This is a genomic window from Anaeromyxobacter dehalogenans 2CP-1, from assembly GCF_000022145.1.
Taxonomy (GTDB): Bacteria; Myxococcota; Myxococcia; order Myxococcales; family Anaeromyxobacteraceae; genus Anaeromyxobacter; species Anaeromyxobacter dehalogenans.
This window is the reverse complement of record NC_011891.1, coordinates 4,290,029-4,304,903: the sequence shown is the minus strand read 5'-3', so window position 1 is coordinate 4,304,903 and position 14,875 is coordinate 4,290,029. Positions and strand designations below refer to the sequence as shown.

Here is a 14,875-nt window from a genome sequence, read left to right as displayed (position 1 = left end):
CGCGCGGCAGCCCGGCCGCGGCGCTACAGCCCGGTCCTCGCCCGCACCACCTGGTCGAGCGCGGCCGCGTCGAGGCCGGGCATGCCCATGGCCAGCGACAGCTCCTCCGGCGTGCGCCGCGTGCCGTCCGCCCAGGTGCGCACCAGCCACGCGCCGGCCGCCGGCGAGCCCCACCAGGCCGGCGCCGCGGCGCGGCCGGCGAGGAACTGCTCGGCCTGCGCGGCGAGCAGCTCGGCGCGGAGCGCCTCGGCGGAGCGCAGCAGCGGATCGGGCTCGAGCCGCCAGGCCGCGAGGTCCGGCTCCTCCACCGGGCACCCGTAGGCGCGCGCGGGGAGCGCGGCGCGGGCCTCGGCGCCGGCGGGGCCGGCCGGCGCGAGCGCCGCGAGCACGCGGGCGGCCGCCTCGCGGGTGCGCATGAGCCGGCGCGCGGCGGCGCTGCGCGCCTCGGCGCGCGCCTGGTCGGCGTCGAGGCCCTGCGCCTCGAGCCACTGCGGCGCGCCGGCCACCTCCTCGAGCAGGATGGCCCACGCGCCGCTCACCGCGCCCGGGCCGAGCCGCCGGAACTCGAGCGGCGCCTGGGGCGCCACGTGCGCGTAGGCGAGCGCCGCGCCCAGCTCGTGGAGCACGCCGCGGAGCGCCTCCATGCCCGAGACCGGCGCCGCGGAGAGCCGCACGTCGCGCGGCGGGTCCACCGGCAGCGCGATGGCGTGAGGCAGCTTGCCGGGCCGCGCCGCCGCGTCGAGGAGCAGGTTGCGCTGGGCCGCGAGGTCGAGGCCCAGGCCGGACAGGATCGCCGCGCCGGCGTCGAGCGCCTTGCCGGCCGGGAACGCGGACGCGGGCGCCGCCGGGCGCACCAGCCGCGGCAGGTCGCGGGCCCGGACCGCCTCCGGCGCCATCCCCTCGCGCCCGGCCAGGTCGGCGACGAGCGCGCGCCAGGTCGCGTCGGTCCGGGCGAGCACCGCGTCGGCGAGCGCGCCCAGCACCGCGGGGGACTCGCCGCGCAGGTCGGTCGCGAGCGCCTCCGGCGACGGATAGCCGAGCGTCCGGGCAGCGGCCGCGAGCCGGGCGTCGCGCGCCTCGATCAGCGGCGCGACCGGGCTCGCGGCCTGGGCGGCGGCCTCGGCGAGCGCGCGGCGGCGGGCGGGCTCGGGCTCCGCCGCGAGCAGCGCGGCCGACTCGCGCACCGGCACCTCGTGCCCGGCCCAGCGGAAGTGCGCGGCGGTGCGCGCCTCGGCGACGCGCCGCACCGGCTCGGCGAGGTCGCGCGCCAGCCGCTCGCCGACGAGCCAGGCGCGCAGGTACGCCGCGGCCCGTCGCCCGTCGCCGCGCTCGGCCTCCACCGCCGCCCGCGCCGCCGCGAGCGCCGGATCCGCGAGCAGGTCCTCGTGGCCCTTCCAGGCGCCCGCCGGGTCCGCGTCCGCACCTTTCGTGAACACCTCCCAGTACGCCTCCGCCTGCGCGCGCAGCACCGCGTCGGCGCCGGCCCGCAGCGGCGCGAGCGCGGCGGTGGTGGCGGCGCTGCCCGGCTCGGGCGACGGCGGCGCGGCGGTCGCCGGCGTCGGGGGGGTGGCGGGCGCGCGGTGCGCGCACGCGGCGAGCAGCGCGAGCGGCACGGCGAGCAGGGCGGGGATCGGGCGGAGGCGCTTCACGAGGCGGGGATCTTAGCGCGGCGCGCGGGTTCTCGCGCGCACGGGAGGGCGCGGCGGTAGAGTCCGCCGCATGAGCGATCGCCGCAGGGAGGCCGCCCGGGCGCGGGCCCGCCTCTCCGCCGAGGTGCGCCGGATCCTGGGCGGCCTCGGGTACGAAGAGGTGGAGACGCCGTCCCTGGTGCCCGCGCCGGGCATGGAGCCGCACATCGACGCGTTCCAGGCCACCTTCGTGCCGGAGGGCGGCGGGGCGTCGCGGCCGCTGTGGCTCCAGAACAGCCCCGAGTACGCCATGAAGCGGCTGCTCGCCGATGGCTTCGAGCGGGTGTTCCAGCTCGCCCGGGTGTTCCGCAACGGCGAGGTCTCGCGCACCCACAACCCGGAGTTCACCATGCTCGAGTTCTACCGGGCCGGGACGGACTACCGGGGGATGATGGCCGACCTGGAGGCGCTGCTGGAGGGCGCCGCCCGCGCGCTCCTGCCCGGCGGCGAGCCGCGCGTGACGCGGAACGGCCGGGCGCTGTGGCTGGGGGCGCCGTTCGAGACGCTCACGGTCGCCGAGGCGTTCCGGCGCCACGCCGGCGTGGACCTGGAGGCGTGCGCCGGCGACGCGGACCGGCTGGCCCGCGCGGCGCGGGAGGCCGGGCACGATCCCGGCCCGCCCGGCGAGCCGTTCGACGACGTCTTCTTCCGGGTGATGCTCGACGCGGTGGAGCCGCGCCTCGGCGTGGACCGGCCCACCTGGCTGGTGGACTGGCCCGCCTCGATGGCCGCGCTGTCGAAGGTGAAGGCCGGCGACCCGCGCTGGGCGGAGCGGTTCGAGCTGTACGCAGGGGGGCTCGAGCTCGCGAACGGGTTCACCGAGCTGACCGACGCGCGCGAGCAGCGGGCGCGGCTCGTGGAGGAGCAGGCGCTCCGGCGCAGGCTCGGCCGGCCCGCGTACCCGCTCGACGAGCGGTTCCTGGAGGCGGTGGGGCGCATGCCCGAGGCCGGCGGCGTGGCGGTCGGCTTCGACCGGGTGCTCATGCTGCTCACCGGCGGCGCGTCCATCGAGGACGTGCTGCTCTTCCCCGCGCACGGCTTCTGGGACTGAGCCCCGGGCCCGCTCAGGGACCGTGAAGTAATCCGTCCGCGCTGAGGGAAGCGGCGCGGGCAGGCGCCCGGGGTCGAGACGCGCCCACCTTCGGGGACGCAGGGGCGTCGGAGGGCTCGTTCAGCCGGCGGAGCTCGGTCCGGCGCCGGGAGTCCCGTCCGGAGGCGATTAGGCCGAGAGTCTGCTCGCGACGAGACGCATGATGTTGAAGCTGATCGCGGCGAGCAGCACGATCGTCTTCACCTTTACCAGCCCTCGGACGTTCAGCCGGTCGAGTCGCCGGTGCACACGGAGATCTGCGTTCGTCCTCTCGGCGAGGACGCCGCGCTGCACGTAGACGCGCTTGGCGTCCTCTGTCCCCATCCGCACGCGCCAGGCCCCGATCGCAGGTGTGTCGTTGCGCTTCGGAGCGTGCGGATCGACGGCTTTGCTCTTCGGCTTCGGCAGCGGCGCATACGGAGTCGCGCCCCGCTCTGCGATGGCCTCGATGTTGTCGAGCGTCACGAAGCCACCGTCGACCAGGTACTCGCGTGGCGTCTCGCCCGTTCGGCGCCGGATCTCGTCGAGCATCGGCACGACGTGCGGCTGGTCGGTACCGTTGTTCGTGACGTCGGTGCCCACGATGACACCGCTCTCGTCCGTCGCGAACTGCACGTTGTAGGCGGGCCGGAACCCACCGTCCGCCATCTTCATCACGCGGCTCTCCGCGTCCGTGGTGCTGACGCGGATCTCGCCGCGACGCCTCGCGTCCGAGGGCTTCTTCTCGTCTCGCTCGACGCGCTGCTTCTCGACGACTTCGACCTCCGCAAGTGCGGCCTCGACGGCATCGAGCCGAGCTTGCGCGGCCCGCTCCTTCGCAGCCTGCACACGCTTCGTCGAAGCTGACGGATCGCTCTCGATCTCGCGCCTGAGCTTTCGGACCTGTTCCTCGGCTTCTTTGCGGCAGCGCTCCAGTGACTGACGACGCCGGAAGCTCGCCGCGCCGGCGCTCGCCCGGACCTTCATCCCGTCCTGCGCCACGCGCCGGAGCTGCACCACGCCTTCCTTCATGAGCGCGGCCAGCACCTGCGTCATGAGCCGGTCGAGCTTCTTCCCGTGCTCCACGCGAAAGTCGGCGAGCGTATGGTGGTTCACCGGCACCCCGCCGCAGATCCAGCGGTAGGGCGCGTCCCGCTCGCACAGCCGCTCGAGCAACCGCGCGCTCCCCACGCCCTCCGAGTTGGCGAACAGCCACAGCGCGAGCAGCACCGCCGGGTCCGTTGCTGGCCGCCCAGCATTGCTGCCGCGCGACGCGATCTCGTCGTAGAACGCCGACAGGTCCAGCCGCTCGACCAACGTCCAGATGGCGCGAACCGGGTGCTCGTCCGGGACCAGCGCTTCGAGGTCCGTCGGCTGCAGCGAGAGTTGATTTCGGACCGGCCTCACCACCCGCGGCGCGTCGTGTTCGCTCACGCCCCGAGAAGATCACGGCCGGCGGCCCCAGTCCATGGGGCACCGGCCGATTCCTTCACGCTCTCTCAGCGCACCTTCACGCCGAGCGAGAGCCCCTCGCCGGTGGGCAGCAGCGTGGCGCGGAAGCGGCCGCCCTGCGCGAGCCGTGCGCTGAAGGTCCGCAGCGCCTCCATGGCCTCGGGGTCCTCGCCCTGAGGGCGGGCCCGATGCACCTGCCCGAAGCCGAAGGTGTTGTCGGCGAGCACGGCACCGCCCACGCGCAGGTGCTCGGCGGCCCAGTCCAGGTAGGCCGGGTAGCCCTTCTTGTCCGCGTCGATGAACACCACGTCGAACGGCCCCTCGGCCTCGACGGCCGCCAGCCGCTCCAGCGCCGGGCCCACGTGCACCCGCACCCGGTCCGCCACGCCGGCCTCCTCGAAGTGGCGGCGCGCCAGGGCGGCGCGCCCGGGGTCGAGCTCGAACGTGTCCAGGCGCCCGCGCTCGCCCATGCCGCGGAGCAGGCAGACGCCGCTGTAGCCGCCGAGCGTACCGATCTCCACCGCGCTCCGCCAGCCGCAGGCGCGCGCCAGCACCTCGAGGTGGAGCCCATCCATGGCGCCGACCTGGATGGCCGGCAGGCCCGCGGCGATCGAGCGCTCGCGGATGCCGCGCAGCACCTCGTCCTCGGGCCGGTAGGTGGCCGCGGCCCAGGCCGCCAGCTCCGGGTCCGCCGCGCCGAACGCCTTCACGTCAGGTGATCCCATGGAGCGGGATGTGCCGCGGCCGCGGCCGTGGGGCAATCACCCCCGAGGGCTGCGCCCTCGCCCCGCCGGCGGAGCCGTCGCGGCCCCGCTCCGGCTGCGCGGGGCCCGTGACCCCGCGCGCCCGCCTGCGCGGGCTCGCGCGAAGTCCCCGCGGGCGCGCCTGGCGGCGCGCTGCCCTCGGCGGGAAGGGCGCGTCAGTGCTGCACCGGCGGCGCGGCCTCGCCGCCCGGGAGCGGCACGGCCGGCCGGAGCGGCAGCGTCACCTCGAACGCGGCGCCCTCGCCCGGCGCGCTCTCGACCCGGACCGCCCCGCCGTGCGCCTCCACGATCCGCTTCACGATGTACAGGCCCAGCCCGAGCCCGCCGTAGTTGCGCGACGACACCGCCCGCTCGAAGCGCTCGAAGATCTGCCGCTGGTCGGCCGGGTCGATGCCGATGCCCTGGTCGCGCACCCGCAGGTACGCGCGCCCGTCGCGCGTGCCGAACGAGACCTCCACCGGCTTGCCGGCCCCGTACTTCACCGCGTTGGAGAGCAGGTTCGTCGCCACCTGCGAGATGCGCAGCCGGTCCCAGCGGCCGCGCACCGGCTCCCCCTGCACGGTCACCTGCGAGCCCGCCTGCGCCGCCTCGTCCTCCACCTGCGCGACCGCCTCGGACACCGCGTGGCCGAGGTCCACGTCCTCGATCTCGAGCTCCAGCCGGCCCATGTGGATCCGCGACACGTCGAGCAGCGCGGCCACCAGCTTCTCGAGCCGCTGCCCCTGCCGCTCGGCGGTGGCGAGCACGCGCTCGACGTAGGCGGCCGGGAGCGACTCGAGCGCCTCGCGGCTCGCCACCCGGCGCATGTTCTCGAGCGCGAGGCGCAGCGCGGTGAGCGGGGTGCGCAGCTCGTGCGAGGCGATGGAGAGGAACTCGTCGCGGGCGGCCACCGCCGCCTGCGCCTCGCCGTAGAGCCGCGCGTTCTCGAGCGCCTGCGCGGCCCGGTGGGCGAGGTCCTCGAGCAGCGCCTCGTCCTCCGAGGTGTACGGGGCGCCGCCCGCGTCGCGCATGAGCGTGAGGTGCCCGACCACGGTGCGGCGCTGCTCCAGCGGCGCGATGAGCAGGCTGGAGACGCCCTCGAGGTAGGGCAGGTACTCCGGCTTCATCTCGTTGCGGATGATCTCGCGGGTGAGGTGCGGGATGCGCAGGGGCTTCCCGGAGGCGAGGACGCCGGCGGTGATGCCCTCGCCGGTGCGCTGCGGGGACGCGAGCAGCACCCTGCGGCGCAGCGCGGCGCGCTCGGGGGACGGGTGGTAGACGGCCACCGGCACCAGCCACTCGCCGTCCTCGGAGACCACGCGGATGAGCGCGCCGTCCCCGATGAGCTCGGAGAGCCGCCGCGCCACGGTGTCGAGCGTGGTCTTGTAGTCGAGCCCGGCCGCGAACACGCGGGAGGCCTCGGCCAGCGCCTCCAGCCGGCGCGCCTGCCGGCGCAGCGCCGTCTCGGCCCGGGTGCGGTCGGTCACGTCGATGCCGGTCGAGACGATGCGGTCCACCTCGCCGGCGGCGTCGAACAGCGCGGCGTTGGACCAGGCGATGAGGCGCGCCTCGCCGTCGCGGGTGCGCCAGTGCACCTCCTGCTGGTTCGGGAAGTCCCGGGCGAGCATCCGCGAGAACGCCTTGCGGATCCCGTCGCGCTCCTCGGGCAGCAGCAGCACGTCCCAGAACGGCCGGCCGACGATCTCGCCCGCGCGCCAGCCGGTCACCCGCGTGCAGGTGCGGTTCCAGCGGACCACGCGCCCCTCGCGATCGAGCACCACCACCAGCGTGCCGGCGCTGTCCGCCACCGCCTCGGCGACCGCCTGGTCCTCGGCGAGCGTGCGCAGCCCGTCGCGCAGCGTGGCGGCCTCGGGGAGCGATCCCCTCCGCGCCGCGTCGTCCAGCAGCGCGCCCAGCCGTTCGAGGAGCCGTCGGCGATCCGGAGTCGGCGGCACGGGAGACCTCTCAGTACTCGAACCCGCTCCCGCCGATGAACTCGCGGATGAGCGAGGTCGGCGGGACGTGGTCCGGGTAGATGGAGACGAAGCGGTCCACCAGGTAGCGGAGCCGGTGCGCGGTCGGGAAGGCCGGGTGGTCCGGCGGGACCTCCAGCAGGTAGCGCTCCGCGTAGACCTTCAGGACGGCGGGCTCGTAGATGAGCGAGGTGTCGAACACCGCCTCGGCCTCGTCCTGGTACGGGAAGATGTGCTCGCGCTCCCCCGCCTGCACCGACGGCCAGCGCACGATGTTGTCCGCCGCGGAGTAGCCGCGGTGGTGGCGGTCGCGGATGATCCGGCGCAGCAGGCGGAGGTCGGTAGCCGACACGCGCGTGAGCCGGTCGAACGGGAGCGTGGTGGCGGGGTGCACGAACACGCGGAACAACTCGCCCGCGCGCGGGATGGCGCCGAGCAGCCGCGGGTTCAGGCCGTGGATCCCCTCCAGCATGAGCACGTCGCCCGGGCGGAGCTGGATCACCGGCCCGCCCTCCGGGTGGCTCCGGCCGGTGAGGAAGTGGTAGTGCGCCGTGCGCACCGCCTCGCCGGCGAGCAGCCGGCGGACGTGGTCCTGCAGGAGCGGCAGGTCGAGCGCCTCCAGCGCCTCGAAGTCCCACTCGCCGCGGGCGTCGCGCGGGGTCTTCTCGCGGTCCACGTAGTAGTCGTCGAGCGAGATGCCCACCGGGTTCACGCCGTCGATCTGCAGCTGGACGGTGAGCCGCTTGATGAACGTGGTCTTGCCCGACGACGACGGGCCGGCGATGGAGATGATCCGGATCCGCTCGCGCCCCGCCGCGATGGCGTCGGCGATCTGGCCGATCCGCTTCTCGTGGAAGCCCTCCGCCACGCGGATGAGCTGCGTCACCTGGCCGGAGATGCACAGGTCGTTGAACGCGCCCACGCTGGTGACGTCCATGGCGTCGAGCCAGGCCCGGTGGTCGCGGACCATGTCGCCGGCCCGGCGCGGCCGCGGGCGCGGGGTCGCGCCGTGGCCGTTGCGCGGGTCGAGCCGGCCGAGGTCGAGCAGCAGGCCGTCGTCGCCGTCCGCCGGCTCCAGCGTCCAGCCGTGCAGCGCCCCGGTGGACGGCAGCAGCGGCCCCATGGACAGCGCGTACACGTCGCCGCAGGAGACCAGGCGGACCGTGGCCTGCCGGCGGACGCGCAGCAGCCGGGCGGCGTCGCTCCAGCCGCGCTCCAGGAACCACCCCTGCGCCTCGTCGGTGGACCAGTACTCGCTCCGGAACGGCGCGTCGGCGGCGACGATCCGCTCCATCCCGGCCGCGAGGCGCGCCGCCAGCGCGGCGCGATCCTCCCCGCCCGCGCCCTCCACCACCACGAGCTGGCGCACCCCGAGCGACGGGCCCATGCGCACCCGCAGCGCCGGCGCCACCTGGTGCGCGGCCTCCAGCAGCACCAGCCCGAGCGAGTGGGCGTAGACCTGGCGCCCCTCCCAGTGCGAGACGGTGAGCGGCGCCACCGTGGTGTCGGTGAACACCGGCGTCGCGAGCGACACCGGCTTCTGCCCGAGCAGCCCCGCCACCACCAGGTCCCCCTCGATGGCCTCGGGCAGCAGGTCGCGCACGCGCGTGCCGGTGCGGATCCGGCGCGCCTCGCCCATCACCTGGACCGTGACCTCCTGCGCGCGCGGCAGCGAGCGGCCGCGCAGCAGCAGGTCCATGTCGCCGCTCACGCGCTCGAGGTCCTCGGCGAGCGCCGCCGCCACGCCGATGGCGAGCTGGGTCGCGACCGCGGGCGCCTCGCGCTCCAGGTCGGCGAGCGCGGCCGGGGACAGGCGCGCCACGGTGAGCGGGCCGTCGGAGATCACCGTCTCGCCCCGGTGCCGCCCGCCCAGCCCCGCCAGCTCGCCGAAGTGGTCGCCCGGCCCGAGCCGGCGCAGCGCGAGCTGCTCGCGCCGGAGCGTCGCGGTGCCCTCCAGGATCAGGTACAGGTGGCGCCCCGCGTCGGCGTCCCCGTGCACGCGCGTGCGCGCGGCGAACGTGAGCCGCTCGGCCCGGGCCAGCAGCCGCTCGCGGCCCGCCGCGTCCATGCGGGCGAGCAGGGGGCCGCGCTCCAGCGCGGGGCCGGGCGGGCGGGACAGGTCCTGTGGCCGGATGGCCATCCGGTGGGCGCCTCCTCGGCGGGGGCCTACGATGCTAGCGCGTCCAGGGTGCGCGCGAAAGCGCACCCGGTCCCTGCGTGCGCGCCCCCGGCGGCCGGGCGGACGGGGGGCCGGCGGAAGCGCCTCACAGCACCCGCAGGAACAGGGCCTTCAGATACCGGGTCTCCGGCACGCCGGCGAGCTCGGGGTGGTCTCGGCCGGCGCCGCGCCGCTCGAGCACCTGCACGCGGCGCCCGGCGTCGTTGGCGGCGTCGAGCACCAGCTCCTCCAGCATCTCGGGGGACAGGTGATAGCTGCACGAGGCGGTCACCAGGATGCCGCCCGGCACCAGCACCTGGAGCGCGCGGAGGTTCACCTCCTTGTACCCGCGCCGCGCCGCCGGCAGCGACTCCTTGTTCTTCGCGAACGCGGGCGGGTCGAGCACCACCAGGTCGAAGGCGGGCTCCTCCTCGGAGCGGTCGCGCAGGTAGTCGAAGGCGTTCTCCTCGACGACCTCCAGGTTCTCGGCGCGGTTCAGCGCCGCGTTCTCGCGCAGGAGCCCGGCCGCGACCGGCTGCATCTCCACCGCGGTGACGCGCTCGGCGCGGCGCGCGAGGTGGAGCGCGAAGCCGCCCGCGTAGCTGAAGCAGTCCAGGCAGCGGCCGGTGGCGTACTCCCCGGCGCGCAGGTGGTTCTCGCGCTGGTCGAGGAACGCGCCGGTCTTCTGGCCGGCGAGCACGTCCAGCCGCATCCGGACCTCGCCCTCGCGGTACTCGAGCGGCCCGGGCGCAGGGCCGCGCACCACGCCCTTCACCTGCTCCAGCCCCTCGAGCTCGCGCACGCGCACGTCGTTCCGCTCCACCACCGTGCGCAGGTCGAGCGCGCCCGCGAGCAGCTCGGCGATGAGCCCCTTGCGCCGGTCGGTGGCGGGCACGAGCGTCTGCACCACCCCCACGTCGCCGTAGCGGTCCGCCACCAGGCCCGGGAACAGGTCGGCCTCGCCGTGCACCAGCCGCACGAAGCGCTCCTCGCCGAAGACGCGCCGCCGCAGCGCGATGGCGTCCGACAGGCGCGCGGCGAGGAAGGCCTCGTCCACCGGGACCTCGTCGCGGGTGACGAGCCGCAGCGCGATCTTGGAGCGCGCCGACCAGAACGCCTTCCCCAGGAACCGCCCGCGCCCGTCCACCAGCGCCACCACGTCGCCCGCCTCGGCGCCCGCCGGGGCCTTCTCCACGTCCGTCCGGTAGATCCAGAGGTGGCCCCGGGCGATCCGCTCGGCGCCGCGGCGCGTGACCGTCACCTTCCGCTCGTCCATGGCGGCACTCCGTACCCGAGGACGCGCTCCGGCGCCAGCGGAGACCGGCGCAGGCCCGCTACAGCTCGACCGATTCCCGGAACGCCGGCAGGCCGTCCGCCTCCTGCAGCCGGCAGGCGGCCATCTGCGCGTCGTGGCCGAACACGACCACGCCGTCGTCCTCCAGCGCCTCGGCCATCAGCACCCGCTTCTCCTCGAGCGAGAGGAGCGGCTGCACGTCCCAGGCCGAGATCCAGGCGGGGCGGAGGTGCAGGTGGGTGGGGATGAGGTCGCCCGCGAACACGAGGTGCGAGCCGTCGTCCCCCTCGAAGCGCGGCAGCTGCAGACCGGCGGTGTGGCCCTCCGAGACCACCAGGTCCAGGCCCGGGAAGAGCTGCAGCTCGCCCTCGACGAGGTGCAGCTGCTCCGACCGCTCCAGCGGCTCGAAGTCCTCGGGCAGGAAGCCGCGCGCGTCCTTCTCGCTGGGCGAGTGGGCCCAGTGCCACGCGCGGCGCTGCAGGTGATGCACGGCGCGCGGGAACGCCAGCCGCGGCGCGCCGCCCGCGTCGAGCCGCACCAGGCCGCCGGCGTGATCGAGGTGGAGGTGCGTGAGGAGCACGTCGGTCACGTCGCCGCGCGCCAGGCCCAGCCGCGCCAGCCCCGCGTCCAGCCCGGCGCCGGCGCGGTCCACCGCGTGGCGCTCGAGCCGCCGCGCGTCCCAGCGGTCGCCGAGGCCCACGTCCACGAGCACCACCCGGCCCGCGCCGCGGTCCACCGCCACCAGGCAGCGGGACACGAGCGGCACGCGGTGCCGGGCGTCCGGCGCGAGCTGCCGCTCCCAGAGCGGCCGGGGCACCACCCCGAACAGCGCACCGCCGTCCACCGCGTACCGTGCGTCCACCAGGCTCGCGATCTCGTACCTGCCGACGCGCATGAAACGAACGCTACACCACGCGCGCGTCCGCCGGATCGCCCGGCGAGGCGGCGCGCGCAGCCATCACGTACGGTGGAGGCCCGAGAGGGTCGGGCGCGGCGTGGAGACGGGCGCCAGATTGCCCGCACCCCGCGTGCGTCCCCGCTGCCCACCCCGAGCGCGGGACCCACCTTGCAGCCGGAGGTGTCCGCCGTGCCCTATCGTGCCCACTGGATCGCGCTGTTCATCGTCCTCGCCGGCTCGTTCGCCATCCTGGGCGGCTACGCGCCCCGCATCCGCTCGTCCGCGCCGCCGCTGCCGGAGCGCGTGATCGGGCCGGGCGGCACGACCGTGATCGAGGGCAGCGCGATCCTGCGCGGGCAGAACGTGTGGCAGTCGATCGGCGGCCAGGAGGTCGGCTCGGTGTGGGGGCACGGCGCGTACGTGGCGCCGGACTGGACGGCGGACTGGCTGCACCGCGAGGCGAACGCGATCCTCGACACGTGGGCGCGGGCGGAGGGTGGGGGCCGCTACGCGGCGCTGTCGCCGGAGCGCCAGGCGGCGCTGCGCGAGCGGCTGCGCACCACGCTGCACGAGAACACCTACAGCGAGGACGCCCGCACCATCCGCGTCGGCCCGGAGCGCGCCGCGGCGTTCGAGGAGCTGGCGCGCCACTACGCCTCGGTGTTCCGCGACGGCGTGGACGCGTACGCGATCCCGGCCGGTGCGCTGACCGACCCGGCGCGCGCGCGCGACATGGCCGCGTTCTTCTGGTGGACGGCGTGGGCCGCGGTGACCGACCGCCCCGGCGAGCAGGTCACGTACACGCAGAACTGGCCGCACGACCCGCTCGTCGGGAACCGCCCCACCGGCCAGGCGGTGGTCTGGAGCGTCATCTCCTTCGTGCTGCTGCTCGCCGGGATCGGCGCGCTCGCCTGGTACCACGGGAGCCGCAAGGAGCCGGAGGTCGCCGCGGACGAGCTGCCGCTGCGCGACCCGCTGTTCGGGCTGAACCCGACGCCGAGCCAGCGCGCCACCGTGAAGTACTTCTGGGTGGCGGCCGCGCTCCTGGTGGTGCAGATCGCGCTCGGCGCGCTCACCGCGCACTACGGCGTGGAGGGCTCGAAGCTGTACGGCTTCCCGCTCGCCGAGATCCTGCCGTACTCGGTGACCCGCACCTGGCACACGCAGCTCGGCATCTTCTGGATCGCGACCGCCTGGCTCGCGACCGGCCTGTACATGGGGCCGGCGGTGTCCGGCACCGAGGCGCCGGGGCAGCGCCTCGGCGTGAACCTGCTGTTCGTCTCGCTGCTCGTCATCGTGATCGGCTCGCTCGCCGGGCAGTGGCTGTCGGTGATGCAGCGGCTCCCCGGCGAGAGCTGGTACTGGTTCGGCCACCAGGGCTACGAGTACGTGGACCTGGGGCGCTTCTGGCAGATCTTCCTGTTCGTGGGCCTGTTCCTGTGGCTCGGCCTCATGCTCCGGGCGCTCTGGCCGGCCCTGCGGCGCCCGAGCGCCACGCGGCCGCTCCTGCTCCTGTTCGTCCTCTCCAGCCTCGCCATCGCGCTGTTCTACGGCGCCGGGCTCATGTACGGCCGCACCACCAACCTCGCGGTGGTGGAGTACTGGCGCTGGTGGGTGGTGCACCTGTGGGTCGAGGGCTTCTTCGAGGTGTTCGCGACGGTGGTGATCGCGTTCCTGTTCGTGCGCCTCGGGCTGCTCCACCCGGAGAAGGCGACGCGCGCGACGTTCTTCTCCACCACCGTGTTCCTGGCGGGCGGGATCGTCGGCACGTTCCACCACAACTACTTCGCCGGCACGCCGTCCTCGGTGATGGCGCTCGGCGCCACGTTCAGCGCGCTCGAGGTGGTCCCGCTCACGCTGGTTGGCCTCGAGGTCTGGCAGAACATCCGGCTCACCCGGGCGCGGACCTGGGTGAGCGCGTACCGCTGGCCGATCTACTTCTTCGTCTCGGTCGCGTTCTGGAACCTGGTGGGCGCGGGGCTGTTCGGCTTCTTCATCAACCCGCCCCTCGCGCTCTACTACATGCAGGGGCTCAACACGACCCCGGTGCACGGCCACGCCGCGCTGTTCGGCGTCTACGGCATGCTGGGCATCGGGCTGATGCTGTTCTGCCTGCGCGCCCTGCGCCCCGGCGCGGCGTGGAAGGAGCGCCCCATCGCGTGGTCGTTCTGGCTCATCAACGTGGGGCTGGCGATGATGGTGATGATCTCGGTGCTGCCGGTGGGCATCCTGCAGACCTGGGCGGCGGTCGAGACCGGCACCTGGTGGGCGCGCAGCGCCGAGTTCATGCAGACCCCGCTCATGAACACGCTGCGCTGGCTGCGCGTGCCGGGCGACACGGTGTTCGCCGCCGGCGCGGTGGTGCTGGGCTGGTTCGTGCTGGGGCTCGCCACCGGCTGGTCGCTGCGCCGCACCGGCCACGTGGCCGAGGGCGCCACCGACGTCACCGAGGAGGACGCGCGGGCGGGCGGGCGCGCCTGAGCCACGGCGGCGCCCGCCGCGGCGCTACCGCGCGCGGAGGTACTGCTTCGGCCACGGGCCCTCGTGGCCCAGCACCTTCGACGCGCGGAGCGGGAAGTGGGGGTCGCGGAGCAGCTCGCGGGCGAGCAGCACCAGATCGGCCTGGCCGGAGCGGATCACGTGATCCGCTTGCTCGGGCGACGTGATCATGCCGACCGAGCCGGTGGCGACGCCGGCCTCGCGCCGGATCCGCTCGGCGAAGCCGGTCTGGTAACCGGGGCCGACCGGGATCTTCGCGCCGGGCACGAGGCCGCCGGTGGAGACGTCCACCAGGTCCACCCCGAGCGCCTTCAGCGCGCGGCACAGCTCGACCGACTGCTCCGCGTCCCAGCCGCCCTCCACCCAGTCCGTCGCGGAGATGCGGACCAGCACGGGGAGCTCTTCCGGCCAGGCGGCGCGCACCGCCGCGGTGACCTCGCGCACCAGGCGGGTGCGGTTCTCGAAGCCGCCGCCGTACGCGTCGGTGCGGCGGTTGGTGAGCGGCGAGAGGAACTGGTGCAGGAGGTAGCCGTGCGCCGCGTGGACCTCCGCCACCCGGAAGCCCGCGGCGCGCGCGCGGCGGGCGGCGGCCGCGAACGCGTCCACCACGCCGCGGATCCCGGCGAGATCGAGCGCCGCGGGGGTGGGGTAGCCGTCCGCGAACGGCAGCGCGCTCGGCGCCACCGGCTGCCAGCCGCCGTCCGCGGCCGCCACCGGCCCGCCGCCGCTCCAGGGCGCGGCGGTGGAGGCCTTGCGCCCGGCGTGGGCGAGCTGGACGCCCATGGCCGCGCCCTGCCCCTCGGCGAAGCGCACGATGCGCGCGAGCGGCTCGATCTGCCCGTCCTCCCACAGGCCCAGGTCGAGCGGCGAGATGCGGCCGCGGGCCTCGACGGCGGTGGCCTCGACCAGCACCAGCCCGACGCCGCCGGTGGCGAACGCGCCGAGGTGGACGAGATGCCAGTCGTTGGCCCGGCCCTCGCTGGCCGAGTACTGGCACATCGGGGAGGCGGCGATGCGGTTGCGGACGGTGACGGAGCGGAGCGCGAGCGGGCTGAAGAGGTGCATGCCCTCAAATGGAACGCCGTCGCGCCCCGTCCGCAA

At 75.4% G+C, this 14,875-nt stretch carries 10 protein-coding genes; 2 read left to right on the top strand and 8 right to left on the bottom strand.

The features are described from left to right. Nucleotides 1-23: 23 nt before the first annotated feature. Nucleotides 24-1,649 carry a hypothetical protein gene (locus A2CP1_RS19490; protein ID WP_015934931.1) on the bottom strand — a complete coding sequence of 542 codons (1,626 nt, stop codon included), beginning with the start codon at nt 1,647-1,649 and terminating at the stop codon, nt 24-26. Between the two features lie 70 nt (nt 1,650-1,719). Here A2CP1_RS19490 and epmA point away from each other — a divergent pair, with 70 nt between their 5' ends. After that, nucleotides 1,720-2,739: an EF-P lysine aminoacylase EpmA gene (gene epmA, locus A2CP1_RS19485; RefSeq protein WP_015934930.1), complete on the top strand. Its 1,020-nt coding sequence runs from the start codon at nt 1,720-1,722 to the stop codon at nt 2,737-2,739. 168 nt (nt 2,740-2,907) lie between these two features. Here the strand turns inward: epmA and A2CP1_RS19480 are convergent, their stop codons facing one another. The 6 genes from A2CP1_RS19480 to A2CP1_RS19455 all read right to left on the bottom strand — a co-directional run bounded on the left by A2CP1_RS19480 (nt 2,908) and on the right by A2CP1_RS19455 (nt 11,272). Then, on the bottom strand, nt 2,908-4,191 hold the full coding sequence (locus A2CP1_RS19480) for an IS1182-like element ISAde2 family transposase (RefSeq protein ID WP_012633071.1): 1,284 nt from the start codon (nt 4,189-4,191) through the stop codon (nt 2,908-2,910). A 65-nt stretch (nt 4,192-4,256) separates the two neighbouring features. Next, the gene (locus A2CP1_RS19475; protein WP_015934929.1) at nt 4,257-4,934 is read right to left on the bottom strand and encodes an O-methyltransferase; all 678 of its coding nucleotides are present in this window, start codon (nt 4,932-4,934) and stop codon (nt 4,257-4,259) included. Between the two features lie 194 nt (nt 4,935-5,128). Beyond that, nucleotides 5,129-6,907 carry a sensor histidine kinase gene (locus tag A2CP1_RS19470; RefSeq protein WP_015934928.1) on the bottom strand — a complete coding sequence of 593 codons (1,779 nt, stop codon included), beginning with the start codon at nt 6,905-6,907 and terminating at the stop codon, nt 5,129-5,131. Between the two features lie 10 nt (nt 6,908-6,917). Beyond that, nucleotides 6,918-9,065, bottom strand: a complete 2,148-nt coding sequence (locus A2CP1_RS19465; protein ID WP_015934927.1) for a cyclic nucleotide-binding domain-containing protein — start codon at nt 9,063-9,065, stop codon at nt 6,918-6,920. Between the two features lie 124 nt (nt 9,066-9,189). After that, nucleotides 9,190-10,359, bottom strand: a complete 1,170-nt coding sequence (locus A2CP1_RS19460; protein ID WP_015934926.1) for a class I SAM-dependent rRNA methyltransferase — start codon at nt 10,357-10,359, stop codon at nt 9,190-9,192. A 58-nt stretch (nt 10,360-10,417) separates the two neighbouring features. After that, nucleotides 10,418-11,272 carry an MBL fold metallo-hydrolase gene (locus A2CP1_RS19455; protein ID WP_015934925.1) on the bottom strand — a complete coding sequence of 285 codons (855 nt, stop codon included), beginning with the start codon at nt 11,270-11,272 and terminating at the stop codon, nt 10,418-10,420. 192 nt (nt 11,273-11,464) lie between these two features. Between A2CP1_RS19455 and A2CP1_RS19450 the strand changes: the two genes are divergently transcribed. Beyond that, entirely contained in the window at nt 11,465-13,756 is a 2,292-nt protein-coding gene (locus A2CP1_RS19450; protein ID WP_015934924.1) for a nitric-oxide reductase large subunit, read from the top strand. Between the two features lie 24 nt (nt 13,757-13,780). Here the strand turns inward: A2CP1_RS19450 and A2CP1_RS19445 are convergent, their stop codons facing one another. After that, nucleotides 13,781-14,839 (bottom strand): NADH:flavin oxidoreductase/NADH oxidase, encoded by a 1,059-nt coding sequence (locus A2CP1_RS19445; protein ID WP_015934923.1) that lies wholly within the window; start codon nt 14,837-14,839, stop codon nt 13,781-13,783. Between the last annotated feature and the right edge of the window lie 36 nt (nt 14,840-14,875).